General features: G+C 73.7%; 13 protein-coding genes. 7 read left to right on the plus strand and 6 right to left on the minus strand.

What is annotated here, in order from left to right; all coding sequences use genetic code 11:
- Positions 1–11: 11 nt before the first annotated feature.
- Positions 12–653, minus strand: coding sequence for an MBL fold metallo-hydrolase (locus tag ACFXOZ_RS34640; protein WP_380407919.1), 642 nt, complete (start codon positions 651–653; stop codon positions 12–14).
- Positions 654–715: 62 nt separating this feature from the next.
- Between ACFXOZ_RS34640 and ACFXOZ_RS34645 the strand changes: the two genes are divergently transcribed.
- A complete protein-coding gene (locus tag ACFXOZ_RS34645) occupies positions 716–1147 on the plus strand; it encodes a MarR family winged helix-turn-helix transcriptional regulator (protein ID WP_380407917.1) in 432 nt (143 codons plus the stop codon).
- A gap of 40 nt (positions 1148–1187) precedes the next feature.
- Here ACFXOZ_RS34645 and ACFXOZ_RS34650 read toward each other — a convergent pair whose 3' ends face one another.
- The gene (locus ACFXOZ_RS34650; protein WP_380593868.1) at positions 1188–3395 is read right to left on the minus strand and encodes an MMPL family transporter; all 2208 of its coding nucleotides are present in this window, start codon (positions 3393–3395) and stop codon (positions 1188–1190) included.
- 271 nt (positions 3396–3666) lie between these two features.
- A complete protein-coding gene (gene rpsA, locus ACFXOZ_RS34655; protein ID WP_329928268.1) occupies positions 3667–5157 on the minus strand; it encodes a 30S ribosomal protein S1 in 1491 nt (496 codons plus the stop codon).
- 415 nt (positions 5158–5572) lie between these two features.
- Between rpsA and ACFXOZ_RS34660 the strand changes: the two genes are divergently transcribed.
- Both ACFXOZ_RS34660 and hrpB read left to right on the plus strand, forming a co-directional pair.
- Positions 5573–6469, plus strand: a complete 897-nt coding sequence (locus tag ACFXOZ_RS34660) for a class I SAM-dependent methyltransferase (RefSeq protein WP_375893411.1) — start codon at positions 5573–5575, stop codon at positions 6467–6469.
- A 5-nt stretch (positions 6470–6474) separates the two neighbouring features.
- A complete protein-coding gene (gene hrpB, locus ACFXOZ_RS34665) occupies positions 6475–8985 on the plus strand; it encodes an ATP-dependent helicase HrpB (RefSeq protein ID WP_380593870.1) in 2511 nt (836 codons plus the stop codon).
- A gap of 2 nt (positions 8986–8987) precedes the next feature.
- On the opposite strand, the gene ACFXOZ_RS34670 is transcribed toward hrpB, so the two are convergent.
- Complete coding sequence (locus tag ACFXOZ_RS34670) at positions 8988–10256, minus strand: hypothetical protein (RefSeq protein WP_380593872.1); 1269 nt, start codon at positions 10254–10256, stop codon at positions 8988–8990.
- A gap of 245 nt (positions 10257–10501) precedes the next feature.
- Between ACFXOZ_RS34670 and ACFXOZ_RS34675 the strand changes: the two genes are divergently transcribed.
- On the plus strand, positions 10502–11353 hold the full coding sequence (locus ACFXOZ_RS34675) for an alpha/beta fold hydrolase (RefSeq protein WP_380528462.1): 852 nt from the start codon (positions 10502–10504) through the stop codon (positions 11351–11353).
- 65 nt (positions 11354–11418) lie between these two features.
- Here ACFXOZ_RS34675 and ACFXOZ_RS34680 read toward each other — a convergent pair whose 3' ends face one another.
- Positions 11419–12186, minus strand: coding sequence for an alpha/beta hydrolase (locus ACFXOZ_RS34680; RefSeq protein ID WP_375893406.1), 768 nt, complete (start codon positions 12184–12186; stop codon positions 11419–11421).
- 368 nt (positions 12187–12554) lie between these two features.
- On the opposite strand from ACFXOZ_RS34680, the gene ACFXOZ_RS34685 reads away from it, so the two are divergent.
- The gene (locus ACFXOZ_RS34685) at positions 12555–12905 is read left to right on the plus strand and encodes a hypothetical protein (RefSeq protein ID WP_380593874.1); all 351 of its coding nucleotides are present in this window, start codon (positions 12555–12557) and stop codon (positions 12903–12905) included.
- Between the two features lie 67 nt (positions 12906–12972).
- Here the strand turns inward: ACFXOZ_RS34685 and ACFXOZ_RS34690 are convergent, their stop codons facing one another.
- Positions 12973–13572, minus strand: a complete 600-nt coding sequence (locus ACFXOZ_RS34690; RefSeq protein WP_380528458.1) for a DUF1707 domain-containing protein — start codon at positions 13570–13572, stop codon at positions 12973–12975.
- Between the two features lie 142 nt (positions 13573–13714).
- Between ACFXOZ_RS34690 and ACFXOZ_RS34695 the strand changes: the two genes are divergently transcribed.
- Both ACFXOZ_RS34695 and ACFXOZ_RS34700 read left to right on the plus strand, forming a co-directional pair.
- On the plus strand, positions 13715–14356 hold the full coding sequence (locus ACFXOZ_RS34695) for a dihydrofolate reductase family protein (protein ID WP_375893403.1): 642 nt from the start codon (positions 13715–13717) through the stop codon (positions 14354–14356).
- 4 nt (positions 14357–14360) lie between these two features.
- On the plus strand, positions 14361–15251 hold the full coding sequence (locus ACFXOZ_RS34700; RefSeq protein WP_380593876.1) for an alpha/beta fold hydrolase: 891 nt from the start codon (positions 14361–14363) through the stop codon (positions 15249–15251).
- The last annotated feature ends 298 nt before the right edge of the window (positions 15252–15549 follow it).

A 15549-nucleotide genomic window follows, 5' to 3' on the forward strand; every position in this document is an offset into this window, starting at 1 on the left:
CCCGGCCCGGCTCAGCCCAGTTCCAGGCTCTCGCCGTCGCCCAGCACGGTCAGTTCCGATCCGGTCCCCGGCCCGTCCGGCCCGAGCAGCCGGGTGGCGATCATGTGCCCGATCGGGCTGAGCGTCGCCTCGTGCACCGGCACCGCCACCCGCGGACCCGACTCCCGGACGTAGTCGACCACCTCGCCGGCCTTGCTCCACGGCGCCGCGAGGGGCAGCAGCAGGGTGTCCACGGCGTGCGGCGGCACGGTGAAGGCGTCGCCGGGGTGGAACAGCCGGCCGTCGAGGAGGAAGCCGATGTTCTTCACCAGCGGGATGTCCCGGTGGATCTCGGCGTGCCACTCGCCGTGGACGGAGACCCCGACCCCGCCGATCTCGAAGGCGTCGCCCTCGCCGACGACGGTGATCCGCTGCCCGACGCCGTCCAGCTGGGCGGCGACCTCGCCGTTGGTCCACACCCGCAGTGCCGGGTCGGCCTCCAGCGCGGCGCGCAGCCGGGACGGCTCGAAGTGGTCCATGTGCTCGTGGGTGATCAGGACGGCGTCGGCCCCGGCCAGGGCGGCGGGGTCGGTGAAGGCTCCGGGGTCGATGACGAGCGTGGTTCCGGCGTGCTCGACGCGTACGCAGGCGTGTCCGAACTTCGTGATTCGCATGGAGGAAACCATACAGCACAGCTGTACAGTCTTGCTGCACAAATTCCCGATACACTTCTCCCATGCCCAGCAACGCCCCGCACCCGGACACCCTGGATCTCGCCGCCGACCTGCGCTCCGCCCTCGGCAGCCTGGTCCGCACCCTGCGCGACAGCGACGACCTGCCGCCCAACCAGGCCGCGGTGCTCGGTCTGCTGGTCCGCGACGAACGCTCCTACACCGTCGCCGAGCTCGCCGACCTCCGCCGGGTGCGCCACCAGTCGATGGCCCGCACCGTCGCCCTGATGTCCGAGGCCGGCCTGGTCGCCCAGCAGCCCCACCCCACCGACGGCCGCAAGCAGCTGATCGCCACCACCGAAGCGGGGCGGCTGGCCCTGCTCGACCAGCGCGCCCGCCGCGAGCACCACATCGCCACCGCCATCGAGTCCCGCCTCAGCACCACCGAGCGCGAGCAACTGCGCACCGCCGTCGGCCTGCTGAACCGCCTCGCGTGAACCGCCGTCGCTCCGGCAGGGCAGCCGCCGCCCGGTCCTGCTACGCCTCGACCAGGTCCTTGGCCGCCGGCCGCTGCGCCGGGAGCACCGCCGGCTCGATCTCCGGCAGGTCCACGTGCTCGCTCAGCCCGAACCGCCGGTGCAGCCGTCGCAGCGGTGCGGGCGCCCACCAGTTGAACTCGCCGAACAGGCTCATCGCGGCCGGCACCAGCAGGCAGCGCACCAGGGTGGCGTCCACCGCGACGGCCACCGCCAGCGCGATGCCCATCTGCTTGACCATGAGCATGTCCCCGAGCGCGAAGCCCGCGAAGACGATCACCATCAGCAGCGCCGCCGAGGTGATGATCCGACCGCTGCGCTGGACGCCCAGCTCCACCGCCCGGACGCAGCCGTACCCGCGGTCGGTCAGCTCCTTGATCCGGGCGAGCAGGAACACCTCGTAGTCCATGGAGAGCCCGAAGGCGAAGGCGAAGACCAGCACCGGGATGAAGGTCTCCAGCCCGCCCGTCGAGCTGAACCCGAGCAGCCCGCTCAGCCAGCCGTCCTGGAACACCAGGGTCAGCGCGCCGAGCGAGGCGCCCAGTGACAGCACGTTCATCAGCAGCGCCTTGACCGGCATCACCACCGAGCCGGTCATCAGGAACAGCAGCACCAGCGTCCCGGCCGCGACCAGGCCCAGCGCCCACGGCCCGCGCGCCAGCAGCTCGTCCTGGAAGTCCACCACCGAGGCCGCGCCGCCGGTGACGTAGGTCTTCAACCCGCCCCGGTCGGCCCGCAGCTCGTCCACCACCTGCTTGGCCGTGGCGCCCTGCGGGTCCCCGTGCACCAGCACGTCGACCGTCGACACCGCCCCGCTCACCGGTGTCACGGCCCGGACCGCGCTGACGCCCGGCAGCTTGGCCACCACCTCGTCCGCGTACGCCTGGGCCACCGGCGCCCCGCCCTCGACCACGACGGTGATCGGCGCGGCCGCGATCTGCGGGAAGCGCTGGTCGATCGCCTCCGCGACCTGCCGCCCGGCCGAGGAGGCGGGCAGCACGGCGGCGCCGGAACTGCGCATGTCGGCGTGCAGGAACGGCGCCCCGGCCGCCATCAGCACGCCCACGCAGGCGAGGGTCACGAGCACCGCCCGCTTGCGGACCCGGCGCACGGTACGGCTGAAGAAGCCCTCGTCGGGGACGGGCGCGCTCGGTGTCCTGATCCGGCCGCCGGCGAAGCCGAGCAGCGCGGGGATCAGGGTGAGCGCGGCGGCGACCGCGATCACCACCACGCTCACCCCGGCGGCGGCGACCGCGCCCAGCACCGGGCTGGTGAAGACGAACAGTCCGGACAGCGCCACGGCCACGGTCAGTCCGGAGAAGGCGACGGTGCGTCCGGCGGTCGCGGCGGTGCGTTCGACCGCGGCGGCGATGCCCGCGCCGTGGCCGCGCTCCTCGCGGAAACGATTCACCATCAGCAGGGCGTAGTCGATCGAGAGCCCGAGCCCCAGCACGGTGGCGATCGGCAGCACGCTGGTGTCGATGTCCATGATCCGGCTGAACCCGAACATGGCCAGCAGCGCCCCGCCCACCGAGGCGACGGCGCCGATCACCGGCAGTGCGGCGGCGGCCAGGCCGCCGAACACCAGCACCATGACGACCAGGGTGAGCGGCAGGGTCACCATCTCGCCGAAGCGGGTGTCCTGCTCGGTCTGCTTCTTGACCTCCTGCTGGAGGACGAGGTCCCCGCCGACGGTCACGTGCGCCCCGCCCGCGCCGTTCAGGGCGGCCAGCCGGTGGGTGGCCGCGTCGGTCTGCGCGGAGGTCGCGGTGTCGGCCATCCGTACGCTGACCAGGCCGGCCCTGCCGTCGGCGGCCCGCAGCGCGGCCGCACCCGGGCCGGAGCCGTACGGGTCCTGGGTGCCGGCGACCCCGGGCAGCGCCGCGATCTCGGCGGTGGCCTTCTGCACGGCGGCCCGTACGGCCGGGTCGTCCACCGGCCTGCCGTCCACCACCGCGGTCAGCGTCCCCTTGACCGGGTCGGCCGCGGCGACCACCGCACTGCCCCGGTCCGCCTCGGCGGTCGCGGAGGAGGCCCCGGCCACCGAACCCTCGAACACCCGGCCGCCGATCAGCACCCCGACGACGAGGACCGCGGCCCAGAAGCCGAGCACCCAGCGACGGTGGCGGAAACAGAACCGGCCGATCGCGGCGAGCCGGCCACCGACCACGGCGGTGGGGACGGCGGAGGAGGGGTTGCGCATGCGCATGAAGGAGCCTTTCGGGCAGCTCCACTCAATGTAGGTGCAACCCGAAGTCCGGCCTATAGCAGGGCAATGAGCCTCATCTCACATTTCCCTTCACATAAACCACACATAAGTCAAACCGGAAAACGAAGGCGTGAATCGAAGGTGCGAACGACGGTGTGAAACGAAAGCGTGAGGGGCGCGCGAAACGGTCGGAGAACGCGAAACGGGCCCCACCCGGAGTGATCCGGATGGGGCCCGTTCCCTAGCTGTCAGCTAGCGGGGGGCGAGAGCCTCAGCTCTGGCCGCCGGCCAGCTTCTCGCGCAGGGCGGCCAGGGCCTCGTCGGAGGCCAGGGCGCCCGAGCCCTCGTCGCTGCTGGACGAGTAGGAACCACCGGCAGCGGCGGCGACGGCGTCGCCACCCTCGGCAGCGGCCTCGGCGTCGGCCTCGCGGCTCTTGATGACCTGGGCCTGGTGCTGCTCGAAGCGGGTCTGCGCCTCGGCGTACTGGCGCTCCCACTCCTCACGCTGCTTCTCGAAGCCGGGCAGCCAGTCGTTCGCCTCGGGGTCGAAGCCCTCCGGGTAGATGTAGTTGCCCTGGTCGTCGTACGAGGCGGCCATGCCGTACAGGGTCGGGTCGAACTCGACCTCGGCCGGGTTGGCACCCAGGGCCTCGTTGGCCTGCTTGAGCGACAGGCTGATGCGACGACGCTCGAGGTCGATGTCGATGACCTTGACGAAGATCTCGTCGCCGACCTGGACGACCTGCTCCGGGATCTCGACGTGGCGCTCGGCCAGCTCGGAGATGTGGACCAGACCCTCGATGCCCTCGTCCACGCGGACGAACGCACCGAACGGAACCAGCTTGGTGACCTTACCCGGAACGACCTGGCCGATCTGGTGGGTACGGGCGAACTGCTGCCACGGGTCCTCCTGGGTCGCCTTCAGCGACAGGGAGACGCGCTCGCGGTCCATGTCAACGTCGAGAACCTCGACGGTGACCTCCTGGCCGACCTCGACAACCTCGGACGGGTGGTCGATGTGCTTCCAGGACAGCTCGGAGACGTGCACCAGGCCGTCGACGCCACCCAGGTCCACGAAGGCACCGAAGTTGACGATCGAGGAGACGACGCCGGAGCGCACCTGACCCTTCTGGAGGGTGGTGAGGAAGGTCTGGCGGACCTCGCTCTGGGTCTGCTCCAGCCAGGCACGGCGGGACAGGACCACGTTGTTGCGGTTCTTGTCCAGCTCGATGATCTTGGCCTCGAGCTCCTTGCCCACGTAGGGCTGGAGGTCGCGGACGCGGCGCATCTCGACCAGCGAGGCGGGGAGGAAGCCCCGGAGGCCGATGTCGAGGATGAGACCACCCTTGACGACCTCGATGACGGTACCGGTGACGATCCCGTCCTCTTCCTTGATCTTCTCGATCGTGCCCCAGGCACGCTCGTACTGAGCGCGCTTCTTGGACAGGATGAGACGACCCTCCTTGTCCTCCTTCTGGAGAACCAGGGCCTCGATGTTGTCACCGACGGCGACGACCTCGTGCGGGTCAACGTCGTGCTTGATCGAGAGCTCGCGGGACGGGATGACGCCCTCGGTCTTGTAACCGATGTCGAGGAGGACCTCGTCACGGTCGACCTTCACGATGACGCCCTCGACGATGTCGCCATCGTTGAAGTACTTGATGGTCTCGTCGATGGCGGCGAGGAAGGCCTCCGCGTCGCCGATGTCGTTGACCGCGACCTGCGGGGTGGTGCTGAGGGAGGAGTCGGTGGGGCTCGTCATTAGGAAAAGGGCTCCGGTACGGACATGAAAGTCGTAGGTAATGCCACGCGGAGGGCCCGTATCGCTCCCACCGAAAGCCGGACAGCCAAGAACACGGCACACCGGAAATCCCGTGAACAACGAGAAATCGGCGTCCGTCTTGCGACCGTGGGGTCTTCGACAGATGCGAGCGCGACCTGCTCCGTCCGAGGCGCGCAGGCCCGCAGCGCAACTTGTAGCATACGGGGACGGCCAGGCACGGTCAACGCCAGAAGAGGCAAGACGGTGGAGCCTGGTACGGATCAGGCCATATCCTCCGGTTGCGCACCTCGCGGTGGCGCCCGAAGGGGCCCTTCCCCGGATGCCACCGCCAGGATCCGGCCCCGGTCGGGGCCGTTTCGCGGCAGCGGCGCTTCCGCACTCCATACCCTACGCGATGGGCATTGTCACCGTGGCCACCACCCCCCAGTCCGCCCTTCACGATCTTGACACCTCTCCCGCAGGGGCCGACGGATCCGACGAGTTGGAGGAGGAGGACGGCGACGACGCGGTCCGGCGCGAGGCCGGGCTCGGCGAGAGCAGCCGGGCCAGCCGGCACTGGTGGGACCGCAACGCCGACGAGTACCAGGACGAGCACGGCGAGTTCCTCGGCGACGACCGCTTCACCTGGTGCCCCGAGGGCCTGGACGAGGCCGACGCCCGCCTGCTCGGCGACGTGGCGGGCCGGGACGTGCTGGAGATCGGCGCCGGCGCCGCCCAGTGCTCCCGCTGGCTCGCCGCCCGCGGCGCCCGCCCCGTCGCCCTGGACATCTCCTACCGCCAGCTCCAGCACTCCCGCCGGATCGACCTCGGCCGGGGCGTGGAGCCCGTCGCCGTCGTCCAGGCCGACGCGGCCGTCCTGCCCTTCGCGGACGCCTCCTTCGACCTCGCCTGCTCCGCCTACGGCGCCGTGCCGTTCAGCGCCGACACCGAGCGGCTGATGCGCGAGGTGCACCGGGTGCTGCGGCCCGGCGGGCGCTGGGTGTTCTCGGTGACCCACCCGATCCGCTGGGCCTTCCCCGACGAGCCCGGCGTCGAGGGCCTGACCGCGATGTCCTCCTACTTCGACCGCACCCCGTACGTCGAGCAGGACGAGAACGGCCATGCCACCTACGTCGAGCACCACCGCACCGTGGGCGACCGGGTCCGCGAACTCGTCGCCGCCGGCTTCCGGTTGGTCGACCTGGTCGAGCCCGAGTGGCCGGCCGGGCTGGAGCAGGAGTGGGGCGGCTGGTCCCCGCTGCGCGGGCGGCTGATCCCCGGCACGGCGATCTTCGTCACCGAGCGGGGCTGAGCCCCTTGAACCCCGCGTGGCGCGAACTCCCGGTCCGTACCGCCCTCCCCGCGCTGCACGAGGCCCTGGACGGGGGCGGCACGGCCGTCCTCGCCGCCCCGCCCGGCACCGGCAAGACGACCCTGGTGCCGCTCGCCCTGGCGGGGCTGCTCGCCGACGGCCGGCCGGTGCGCCGGGTGCTGGTCGCCGAACCGCGCCGGCTCGCCGTCCGGGCCGCCGCCCGGCGGATGGCCTGGCTGCTCGGCTCGTCCGTGGGGCGCGAGGTCGGCTACACCGTGCGCGGGGAGCGGCGCGTCGGCCCCGACACCGTGGTCGAGGTGGTCACCACCGGGGTGCTGCTGCAACGCCTCCAGCGCGACCAGGAGTTGCCCGGGGTGGACGTGGTCGTCCTGGACGAGTGCCACGAACGGCACCTGGACGCCGACACCGCGCTCGCCTTCCTGCTCGACGTCCGGGCGGCGCTGCGGCCCGAACTGCGGCTGGTCTGCGCCTCGGCCACCTCCGACACCGGGGCCTGGGCCGAACTCCTCGGCGGCGCACCGGTGGTGGCGGCGCACGGGGTGTCCCACCCGGTCGACGTGGTGTGGGCTCCGCCGCCGCGCGCCGTTCGGCCCGCGCACGGGACCAGGGTCGATCCGGCGCTGCTCGACCACGTCGCGGCCGTGGTGCGGCGGGCGCTGGGCGAGCAGGACGGGGACGTGCTCTGCTTCCTGCCCGGGGTCGGCGAGATCGCCCGGGTGGCGGGGCAGTTGAGCGGCGCCCCGGCCGAGGTGCTGCAACTCCACGGCCGCGCCCCGCAGACCGTCCAGGACGCCGCGCTCACCCCGGCCCAGGGGCGCCGGGTCGTCCTCGCCACCGCCGTCGCCGAGTCCTCGCTCACCGTGCCCGGCGTACGGGTCGTCGTCGACGCCGGACTCGCCCGCGAGCCGCGCACCGACCACGCCCGGGGGCTGGCCGGACTGGTCACCGTACGGGCCTCGCTCGCTGCGGCCCGCCAGCGCGCCGGGCGGGCCGGGCGCGAGGCCCCCGGCACCGTCTACCGCTGCTGGAACGAGGCCGAGGACGCCCTCGCCGCCCGCTTCCCCACCCCCGAGATCGCCCTCGCCGACCTCACCTCCTTCGCCCTCCAGGCCGCCTGCTGGGGCGACCCGGACGCCACCGGGCTCGCCCTGCCCGACGCCCCGCCCGCCGGGGCGATGGCCGCCGCCCGGCAGACCCTGACCGCCCTCGGCGCGGTGGACGGCGACGGCCGGGCCACGGCCCGCGGCGTCCGGCTCGCCCGTACGGGGCTGCACCCCCGGTTGGGCCGCGCCCTGGTCGACGGGGCCGCGGCCGTCGGTGCCCGCCGGGCGGCCGAGGTGGTCGCCCTGCTCTCCGAAGAACCGCCGCGCGCCCTCGGCGACGACCTCGGCGCGGTCTGGCGGGCGGTGAAGGACTCCCGGGACCCGTACGCGGGCCGCTGGCGCGACGAAGTCCGCCGGTTGCGGCGCGCCACCTCCGACGAAGGCACGACCGCCCTGCCCGACGCCACCGCCGTCGGCCTCGTCGTCGCCCTCGCCTTCCCCGAACGCATCGCCCGCGCCCGGGTCGAGCGGCCCGCCCCCGGCGAGCGCAGCCCGTACCTGATGGCCTCCGGCACGGCCGCCGAACTCGCGCCCGGCACGGCCCTGGGCGCCCTCCCCTGGCTCGCCGTCGCCGCCGCCGACCGCCCGGCCGGCTCGCACTCGGCCCGCATCCTGCACGCCGCGGCGCTGGAGGAGTCCACCGCCCTCCAGGCCGGCGCCCCGCTCGTCACCGCCCGCGAGGAAGTCCACTGGGACACCCGCCGGGGCGAGGTCACCTCCCGCCGGGTCGAATCCCTCGGCGCCGTCGAACTCACCGAGAAGCCCCTCACGCGCCCCGACCCGGCCCTCGTCCGGGGCGCCCTCCTGGACGGCCTCGCCCGCGAGGGCGTCAGCGAGCTGCTGACCTTCACCTCCGGCCTCCGCGAACGCCTCGCCTTCCTCCGCACCGCCCTCGGCGACCCCTGGCCCGACGTCTCCGGCGAGGCCCTGCTGGAGCGCGCCGACGAATGGCTGGAGCCCGAACTGTCCCGCGCCCGCCGCCGCGCCGACCTCGCGAGGATCGACACCACGGCCGCCCTCCAGCGCCTCCTCCCCTGGGCCACCGGCGAAGCGGGCCGCCTCGACGAACTGGCCCCCGAACGCATCACCGTGCCGTCCGGCTCGAAGATACGGGTCGACTACGGCACCGAACGCCCGGTCCTGGCCGTCAAGTTGCAGGAACTCTTCGGCTGGACCACGACCCCCGCCGTGGCCGCCGGCCGCGTGCCGCTGACCATCCACCTGCTCTCCCCGGCGGGCCGCCCCGCCGCCGTCACCGGCGACCTGGCGTCGTTCTGGCGCGAGGGCTACCGAGCCGTCCGCGCCGAACTACGGGGCCGCTACCCCCGCCACCCCTGGCCCGAGGACCCGACCACGGCCGAACCCACCCGCCGCGCCAACACCCGGAAGTGACGTCAGGAGAGCGAGAAGCCCAGCTGGTTCACCACCGGCGTCATCGGCACGTACAGCACCTGGGCGAAGCAGGTCGTCGGGTGCGCCGTCGATCCGGCCGGGCAGCCGACCTCCGACCCTCCGGCCACGATCACGCCGCGCGCCTCCATGTCGCCGTTCGCACCGGACGGGTTGGCCAGCACCGGGCCGCCGCTGTCGCCCTTCGCGCCGATCGCGCGCCGGTCTCCGCCCTTCGACTCCGCGACGTCCACCGGCTTGATCCTCGTCCCCTCGTCGTTCGTCGTCTCGACGTCGACCTTCTTGACCTGCACGTCGCACGTCCACCCCGACTGGGCGCCGCTCAGGCAGACGAGGTCCCCCACGTTGTTGCGCCCGGCCCCGTAGGTGTGCCGTGAGGAACCGCCGCGGTCCGACCAGGCGCCGTCGTAGAACCGGCCGGCGCCGTCGCCGTTGATCGCGACCATGCCGACGTCCAGACCGTCGCCGATCGCGGACAGGTCGCCGATGTACGCGCCGGTGCCGTTGTAGTACCGGCCGTTGCCGCAGTGCGCGGCGGTCAGCAGCACCTTGGCCCGGCCCTTCCACCCGCTGAACGCGGTCGAGCAGAACGCGGACTTCCCGGTGTTGACCTCGGCACCCGCGTAGTACGGCGCGCCGTCGGAGTGCCGACTGCCGGACAGCGCCGCCGGGGCGCCCCCGACGGCGGCCGTCACCGGCATCCCGGCGAGCTCGGCGGCCCGCCGGGAGTACGCCCGCTCGCTCGCGTCGCCCCCGGTCAGCCGCGCGGCCGCCGTCGGCGCGTACGTGATCGCGATGGCGGCGCCGTCCTCCTGCGGGCCGATCGACGTCCAGACCCCGGGCGCCACGGCGGCGGTGAACCGGTCGATCGCGGCGCGCATCTCCGCCCGGGAGTACGGGCTGTGGTGCACGTCCACGGTGTAGCCGGGGGCGGCGTGCGCGTCGAGCAGCCTCCGGACCTCGGCCGGGGCCTCGCCCTTCCAGTAGAGGTCGGCGTGCTGGTCCGACGCGTCGATCACCGTCCCGGCATAGCCGTCCGCCGCCGGGGCGCCGGACTCCACCCAGTCCTGCACCGGGTCCGTCATCCGGTGGAGCTTCTGCTGGGCCTGCGGATCACGCAGCACCGGCAGGCTCACCGAGCGGACCGGCCGGCCCGGCCCGCCCGGTGCGTCCGGTACGGCATCGGCGGCGGCGAGGGCACCGGCGGTCACGGCGGACAGGGCCAGGGACAGCAGCAGACGGGAGCGGCGCATACGCGGTCCTTCGACGGGGCTGGCGGGCCGGCACCCAGCCTAGGGACCGATCGGCGCTCCGCCGTGTCCGGAAGGCGCGCGCCGGGATGACGCCGGCGCCCGCAGGAGCCGCCGCGCCCCCTGGGCCGTCCCGCCCGGGGTGGACCACCCCGGGTGGACCACCCGGGATCCGGGGATCCGCCGTCGCCCGACCCGGCCACGTGGTCTGATCATCTTGTTGACGTGCTACCGACAGGAGCTGACCCGTGTCCTCACCCCTCCCCACCGCCGTACGCCTGAGCGTCGGCCGGCACACCTTCGACGGGCTGGCCGCCGGGCCCGCCGACGGCGAACTCGTCCTGCTGCTGCACGGGTTCCCCGAGTTCGCCGACTGCTGGAGCGCCGAGCTGACCGCCCTGGCCGCGGCCGGCTACCGCGCGGTGGCCGTGGACCAGCGCGGCTACTCCCCCGACGCCCGCCCCGCGGACATCGCGGACTACGCCGTCGAACTGCTGGTCGCGGACGCCCTCGGCTTCGCCGACGCCCTGGACGCACCACGCTTCCACCTGGTCGCCCACGACTGGGGCGGCCTCGTCGCCTGGGCGCTGGCCTCCACCCACCCCGAGCGGCTGCACAGCCTGACCGTGCTCTCCACCCCGCACCCCGAGGCGCTCTACGCGGCCCTGAACAACGGCGGCGACCAGCGCGAACGCTCGCAGTACATAAGGGAGTTCCGCCTGCCGGAGCACGCGGCCGAGCAAGCCGTGCTGGCCGACGACGCGGCCCGGCTGCGGGCGATCTACCGGGACGTGCTGCCGGCGGAGCTGGCCGAGTCCAACGTCCGACGGCTGACCGAGCCCGGAGTGCTGACGGCCGGGCTCAACTGGTACCGGGCCGTCAACGAGGAGCTCCGGATCCCGGCCGGCGAGATCACCGTCCGCACGCTCTACGTCTGGGGCACCGAGGACCGGGCCCTGGGCCGCGACGCCGCGGACCTGACGGCCGCGCACGTGAGCGCCCCGTACCGGTTCGTGGCCCTGGAGGGCGCCACCCACTGGCTGCCGGAAGCCAACGCCGACCAGGTCGTACCGCTGCTCCTGGAACACCTCGCGGGCTGAACCGGCGCGGGAGGTCGACGGGGCCGACTTCCCGCGCCGGGCGTCCCGCGCCGGGACCGTACGGGTCAGGCCGACGGGGCGGCCGGGCGGCCGAGGTGCCGGGCGAAGAAGCGGGCCGCGCTGTCCGCCTCGAACCGGGGGAGGTCCTTGTGCCTGCCCGAGTTCACGTGCAGGGACTTCTCCGTCGAGGCGAAGGCGTCGAACAGCGCGAGGCCCTCCTCGCGCGTGATGTGCTCGTCGTCCCACTGGAGGTCGAACTCGATCGGGACGGTGATCCGCTTCGCCTGCTCGGCCAGGGTGTCGGGCCAGTGCTGGCCGAAGACGGCGGCGGAGACCCTGGGTTCGCCCGCCACGAAGGGGATCCCGATCGCGGTGCCCATGTTGATGCCCCAGAAGCCGACCGGCCCGTCGGCGCCGATCTCCGGTAGCTCCTGGAGGGCGTCCAGCAGCGCCCGGTACTCGGGCACGGCCTGCTCCGCCAGGTGGTCGTTGTAGCGCACGACGATCGGGCCCTCCGGCTCGCCCGCCGCCCGGGCCGCGTACAGGGCGGCGATCTCCGCCTCGTCGTGCGCCGTGCGCGGCCGGTCGCCGTGACCGGGTGCGTCGACGACGGCGACGTGGAAGCCGCAGCCGGCCACCAGGAGTCGGGCCCGGCCGGACATCGCCGGGTGCTTCTTGTGGTTGCCGCCGCCGTGGGCCATCAGGACCAGGGGCGCGCGGTCGGCCGCGCCGGAGGCCGGCGACCAGAGGACACCGGGGACTTCGCCCAGGGTGAAGTCGCGCTCAAGGACGCCGTTCGAGGACGACTGCGCGGTGAAGTGCGGAGAGTGCACGAGGTGTTGCCTTTCGGGAGTGCCTGGCTGTCGAAGCGCTCCCGGCGACACCTACGTCAATCGCCCGACCGTGACGAGCGGGGGAGCACCCATATGGGTCCAGCGTTCATGGGTCTCACCTCCTCGGGCGGTTGCACGGTCACCCGGAAGCTACCAGCCCGGGCGATCATCCCTCAACCCCTTTTCCCACCCGTGCGCACCGGACGTCGGCCCGGTCGACTTCCCGCTCCGCGGCCACAACTCCGCAGGGCCGACCGCTCTTTCGGGGGAACTCCGGGCCGACCTCGGGACAGCCGTGACCGCCCCCGGTCAAGGTGGCACCGGGCCCTCCCCGGGCCCGCCTGATCCCTCGGAGGAAGGGCACCCCCATGCGCGTCTCCCCGTCCCGGCTCGTCCGCACCGGCGGCACCATCGGATCGATCGCCCTGGCGACCGTCCTCGCGACCGCCGCCACGGCGGCCTCCGCCGGCCCCACGTCCTTGCAGATCGACGACGGCACCACCGTCAGCTCCCGGCAGGTCACGGTCGGGCAGTGCGTCAACCCCTCGCTGACCACCCACATCCAGAGCATCGCCGTGGGGAACCGGGCGGGCAGCGGCAGCGCCACCGTCTTCCAGTCCCGCAACTGCACCGGCACCGTCATCCGGCAGGGCCGGAGCCCCCTGTTCTTCAACCCGCCGACCTCGATCGGCTCCGTCCGCATCGACTCCGCCCCCTGACCACCCGACCCCGCGAGGACGGCCCGGCACAGGAAGTCGGCCCCGCCGACTTCCCGCGCCGGACCGGCTACCGCTTCTGCCGGGGCTGCTTGATCTTGATGTACCCCGCCCGCGGATGCCCGACGACGGTGAGCGTCGGCAGGGCCGGGTCGGTCGGCGCGGTGGCCTTGTTGGTGATGTGGGCGGTGTTGGTGCTCGCCCCGTCGATCCGCACCGCCCAGCCCGGCGGGACGATCAGCTGGATGCCGCCCGTGCCGCAGCTCGCCTCGACGGTGACCTCCCGGTGAGCGCAGGCGGCCTCGGTGAAGTCGATCACGATGCTCAGCATCTTGCACTCGGCGACGACCCTGCGCGGGACCGTCCACCGTCCGGCCTGCTTGATGTTGCCCAGGTGGGTCTTGAGGACGAGCGTCTCCGCATCGCCACCGGCCGGGGATCCGGACGGCCGCTCCTGCGGCAGATCGGCCACCAGGACGTCGAGTTGGGCGTACGTCCTGGCCTGGTAGGCCAGGTCGAGCCGCTCCTGGAACTCGGCCAGGTCGATCCGGCCCTCCCCCGCGGCGGCCCGCAGCCGCTCGGCCACGGCCTCCCGGTCGGCGTCCCCGGCCCGTGGCTCCACCGCGCCCTGCGACGTCACCGATTCCGTTCCCTGCGCCCCCTTGATCATGATCGAACTGTAGCCGCGCGTACGGAGCGCCCGCGAGCGGCCCCGGATCTCCGGAAGCCGGGTGTCGGCGTGGCGATGAGTTTTCCGGCCCCGACCGGTCTACATCTCGACGGGACCGACCGACCTCACCAGGAGTACAGCCATGGGCCTCATCCACATCGAGATGTTCGCGACCCTCGACCTCGTCGGCCAGGCGCCCGGCGGGCCCGACGAGGACCCGGAGGGGTTCCCGTACGGCGGCTGGCAGGCGCCGCTGCTGAACGAGGCCACGGGGGCGCAGATCCTCGCCGCGTACGAGGGCACGGACGCGCTGCTGCTCGGCCGGCGCACGTACGACCTCTTCGCCGCCTACTGGCCGCAGCAGAAGGAGGGCGAGATCGCCGAGTTGTTCAACCGCGTCCCGAAGTACGTGGCCTCCCGGGGCACGACCGGGCTCCCGTGGGCCGGCTCCACCCGGCTGGGCCCCGACCTGGCCGGCGCGGTGCGCGAGATCCGCGACCGGCACGAGCACGTGAAGGTCGTCGGGAGCCTGAACCTGGTGCAGACCCTCCTGCGCGAGAGGCTCTTCGACCGCCTCGACCTCTGGGTGCACCCGATCGTGCTCGGCGTCGGGAAGAAGGTCTTCGAGGAGGGCGCGGTGCCCACGAACCTCACGCTCCTCGAACCCCCGGTGGCCGGCCCCCAGGGCACCGTCTACCTGCGGTACGGGCTCGCCGAGGGCACGCCCAGGACGGGCGACATGAGCCTGCCCGACCGCGGTCTCGGGGACGACGGGGCCCGGTGACCCGATGACCGCCGCCCACACCGCCGTGCGCGCCGCCGTCCACGCCAACGGGGTCGTCTCGGGCACCGAGTCGTTCGGTGCCGACGACGCGCCGCTCGTCCTGCTCGTGGGCGGGCCGACGATGCTGTCCTGGCCCGACGCCCTCTGCGAACGCCTCGCCGCCGGCGGGCGCCGGGTGGTGCGCTACGACCTGCGCGACAGCGGGGCGTCGACGACGGTGGACCCGCAGGCGCCCGGCTACACCCTGCGCGACCTCGCCGCCGACGCCGCCGCCCTGACCGCCGCCCTGGCCGGCGCGCTCGGCGGCGGCGGAAGGCCCGCGCACCTCGCGGGGATCGGCGTCGGCGGCATGGTCGCCCAGGTGGCCGCGCTCGACCACCCGGAGGCGTTCTGCGCCCTCACCCTGGTCGGCACCCGCGCGGTAGCCCCCGGCCCGCCCGACGACGACCTCCCCGACCACGACCCGGCGACGATGAGCCGACTGTTCGCCCGTCCCGCGCCGGACTGGAGCAGCCGCACGGCGGTGGCGGAGTTCGCCGCCGCCGGCGCGGAGATCCTCGGCAACGACCCCGGCACCGCCCGCGCGACCGCCGCGCGCATCTGGGACCGTACGCCCGGCACCGCTCCCCCGGTCCAACTGGCCAACCAGCTGGGCCTGGTGTTCGCCACGCTCGACTGCGCACCCCGCTGGCGCGAGCGCCTGCCCGGGATCCGGGTCCCCACGCTCGTCGTCCACGGCCGCCGCGACCCGTTCTTCCCCCTCGGCAACGGCGAGGCGCTCGCCCGCGAGATCCCCGGGGCCCGGCTGCTCGTCCTCCCGGAGGCCGCCACCGCGATCCCCGACGCGGCGGTCGGCCAGGTGACCGGGGCGATGCTCGCGCTCGGACCGGGGTGAGGCAGGGTGGGTGGGCGCACTCGACGAACCGACCCCCCGGCCCCGGCCACCCGGGACGAACTGAGGCGGCTCTCCGACCGGTACCAGCCCTCCCTCGACCGGGACGACCCGGGCGGCCCCCCTGGACCCCGGAGCGGTGGGAGTCCTTCCGCACCGCCGCCGACGCCGCCCTGGCGGCACTGCGCCACGACCTGGGCGCCGCCTGGACGGTCACGGACCGCAGGAGCTGAACCCGGGAGCGACGGGCGGAACGACGGACGGGAACGACGGGCGGCGGGCCCGGACACCCACCGTGTCC

It is taken from the genome of Kitasatospora sp. NPDC059160, from assembly GCF_042755465.1.
Taxonomy (GTDB): domain Bacteria; phylum Actinomycetota; class Actinomycetes; order Streptomycetales; family Streptomycetaceae; genus Kitasatospora.